Source organism: Pedobacter sp. 01T416_2 (genome assembly GCF_056398925.1).
In genome coordinates this window covers 1-3,484 of sequence record NZ_JBFTQI010000641.1, presented here as the reverse complement: position 1 = coordinate 3,484, position 3,484 = coordinate 1, and the positions used below count along the sequence as shown (strand labels likewise).

The window sequence follows — 3,484 nt, the reverse complement described above, 5'->3', positions numbered from 1 at the left end:
CATTTATCGCATTTCCATTCAGCTAGGCCTTAGCACGGTATCCCCGTTCTACTGACATCCGGCCTAACAAATTTTTCGGACCGCACTACTCAAGCCACCCCACTGACCTCTAAAGAAAAATTTTCAGCCGGCATTTTTTGTTTTTTCATAGGCCTTTATGTTTTCAACGGCATTCAAGCTAGCTGTGCTGGTCTTTTTGATGCCAAAAAGAAAGAGCCCTTCGGCGGCGGCGAGCCGAGGCAAGACCGTGCCTTAAGGCAAAAGAAATCAATTAAACGTCACTCATATGGATTTTATACAATAAATTACCCCTCAGGGTGACATCTTTTTACGATTTATCCCTTGGATAAGATTAGGCTCAAACTATTCTATTTTGCTTCAATCCTAAAATAATCGAAGTCAACATATCCTCCAGCATTTTCAGTTGCATAATTAAACAGTCCGAAACGGTAGCCTATAAAATGGGGAAGTGTATACGACATTTGCAGCGGCTCTCCTATCGTTTTCCAGGTTTTGCCATCAAAGCTGTAAAAAAAATAACCTTTATCTGTTCGGTTCTCAAAATCACATCTTGCCTTGAGATAAATGGTTTGCTGTCCGGCAGGAACATCTTCACCATTTACATTACCGCTTTGGGCGCTTACCGTTACCACCGTTTTCTTTGATCCTGTATGTTTTACACCTACCCAGCCAAATTTGCGTTGCAGCAACATCAATCCCGCCTGGTCTCCAGTTTTCATATTGGAAATATCAATTGAAGTGATTGCGGTTGATACGGGCCCGATGGTACGCTGGGTTAATATATTGCGGGCCAGAAGAATATTAGTATCCAATCTGGAGGTGGTAATCCGTAAAAATCCTGGGCGTTTAGTTAGCGACCAAAATGCATGATCTGGATTGTGGTTCCATTGCCATACCAGTGGAAGCGCGGGCTCGCCTTTTTTGCGGGTAAATTCATCTGATGCCACAATGCCGGGAATTAAGCCGCTACTAACCGGAAGTTCCAATGTTTCCGGAACTTTACCATCAACACCCAACACCGGCCAGCCATCTTCCCAGGTAACCGGAACTAAATATGGAATGCGGCCAACGGATCCAAAATCTCTAAAAAGATAAGAAAACCATTTTCCTTCTGGCGTACTGATTAAACCGCCCTGCGCAACACCCTTATCTTGAAGTGCTACCCGCCCTTCATATGGCCCGACAAGTTTGTCGGAACGGTGTACCACAACTGTACGCATCCCATTTCGTGGCCAGGTAATGTTAAAAAGATAATATTTGCCATTAATTTTAAACAGTTGCGAGCCCTCAGCTGGTAATCCGGCACCCGTACCTGAGGGAAGGCTTGCGTTTTCGATAATCGTTATGGGTTTCGTGTCAGGTTTTATTCCAGATAAATCTTCCTTTAATTCCACCAAAATAATTTTGCCGGTACCGTATACCATGTAAGTTTTTCCTTCCTCAAAAAACAGGGAATGATCATGGAGCGAAGGTTTAAAATACATGAGTTTCCACGGGCCTTTTTCGATATCTTTTGTACTGTAGATATACGTTTTGCCTGTGGTACCAGAGAAAGTGCTTACATAATAAATGCCTTGATGAAAACGAAGGCTACTTGCCCACGATCCCCGCCCATAATCCCATTTTCCATTGGATAAAGTTAATTCTTCAGCATTTCCGAGGGTATCATAAGCATAACTTACAATTTTCCAGTTTACCAGATCGGTTGATTTCATGATGGGCACACCGGGATTCATGTGCATCGTTGTGCTGCTCATGTAATACACTTTCCCTACTCTGATCATCGAAAGGTCGGGTACATCGGCAAAAATGAGCGGATTTGTTGCTTTTTGCGCATCAACACAAACTGCATTTAGCACAAAAAAGAGCAATAATGTAAATAATTTAAGATTCTTCATACAGGTTAGTCAGCTTTTCAACTTGCACTGCTTTTATATTCGGTATTCAAAGCTATTCAGAAATGTGCAGATCAACGAACCGCTTTGTTCAAATCTATGTTACAAATGTTTTTAATTCAATCAATCCCGTTACAGAAAAACAGGCAAACTAACCAAATGTGCTAGTAAAATTGACGAAATAAAGTAGTTGCGGACTAAGGTTCTCAATAATTTAGCGGCATTGATTGAAATTAACCAAATTTATCTTTTATGAACCTTAAATCCATCCTAGCCTTCTGCGCTTTTCTGTTTCTTCTTACAACCACCCAAATCAGCTCCGCCGATGATGTTATAGTCGGCTACCGCCATTTGGCGGATCCTGGCACTCTTGTTTACAACGGAAGAGTCTATCTCTACGCATCTAACGATGATGAGAACTCCTATGATAAAAATAGCGGATACAAAATGAAATCGATCGTTTGCATTTCGAGCAGCGACATGAAAAACTGGACAGACCATGGTGTTGTATTTGAAGCACCTAGAGATGTAGCCTGGGCAGGCAGAACCTGGGCTCCGGCAGCAATTGCCCGCGACGGCAAAATTTTTCTATACTTCGGAAATGGTGGCAATGGCATCGGCGTAGCAACTTCAAGCAGTCCGATAGGGCCATTTAAAGATCCCATTGGGAAAAAACTCGTTGAAACCGAAACGCCAGGTGTACTTCCTGCACCAAACATGTGGTTATTCGATCCAATGACCTTTATTGATGATGATGACCAGGCCTATATGTACTTTGGCGGTAACGGCGAGAGCAATGTTAGGGTAATCAAACTCAACCGGGATATGATCAGCGTAGATGGCCCTGCAACATCTATTACTGCTCCTGCATTTTTTGAGGCTTCATGGATGCATAAGCGCAATGGGATTTATTATTTCTCTTACTCAACCAACCCGAAAGCGCAGATGCGCATCGACTATATGATGAGTAAAAGCCCTACCACTGGATTTACCTATGGAGGAATTGTTGCCGCGCAACCGCCAAAAAACAATAACAATAACCATCAGGGAATTTTCGAATTTAAAGGACAATGGTATCACGCCTACCACAACAGGGCTGTAGCATACAAATTGGGAATCCCTACAGAATTTAAAAGAAATCTGGGTGTTGAGGTGCTAAATTACAGAGCCGATGGCAGTATCGAACAGGTAACCTACACGGCAGATGGAGTACCACAGGTGGAAGGATTAAATCCCTACATGCGTGTGGAGGCCGAAACGATGAGTGACCAACAAGGTGTTAAAACTGAAACATGCAGCAAAGGTGGYTTAAATGTTACGCATATTAAAAACGGAGATTGGATAAAAGTTAGGGGCGTAGACTTCGGCAAAGGAGCAAAAAAGTTTTCAGCTTCTGTAGCAAGTATTGGGAAGGACAACAAAATTGAACTTCGTTTAGGCAGCCCTGACGGAAAAGTAATTGGAACACTGGCCGTGCCAAACACTGGTGATGCGCAGACATGGAAAGAAGTGAGCTGCAAAGTTAATGGCGCAACAGGAAAACAAGATCTTTTTCTAACCATTAAAGG

At 42.8% G+C, this 3,484-nt stretch carries 2 protein-coding genes; one reads left to right on the top strand and one right to left on the bottom strand.

The features are described from left to right. Nucleotides 1-368 precede the first annotated feature (368 nt). The gene (locus AC1DPQ_RS21655) at nt 369-1,919 is read right to left on the bottom strand and encodes a glycoside hydrolase family 43 protein (RefSeq protein ID WP_477580286.1); all 1,551 of its coding nucleotides are present in this window, start codon (nt 1,917-1,919) and stop codon (nt 369-371) included. A 249-nt stretch (nt 1,920-2,168) separates the two neighbouring features. On the opposite strand from AC1DPQ_RS21655, the gene AC1DPQ_RS21650 reads away from it, so the two are divergent. After that, on the top strand, nt 2,169-3,484 hold a 1,316-nt coding region (locus tag AC1DPQ_RS21650; RefSeq protein WP_477610839.1), incomplete at its 3' end, for a glycoside hydrolase family 43 protein.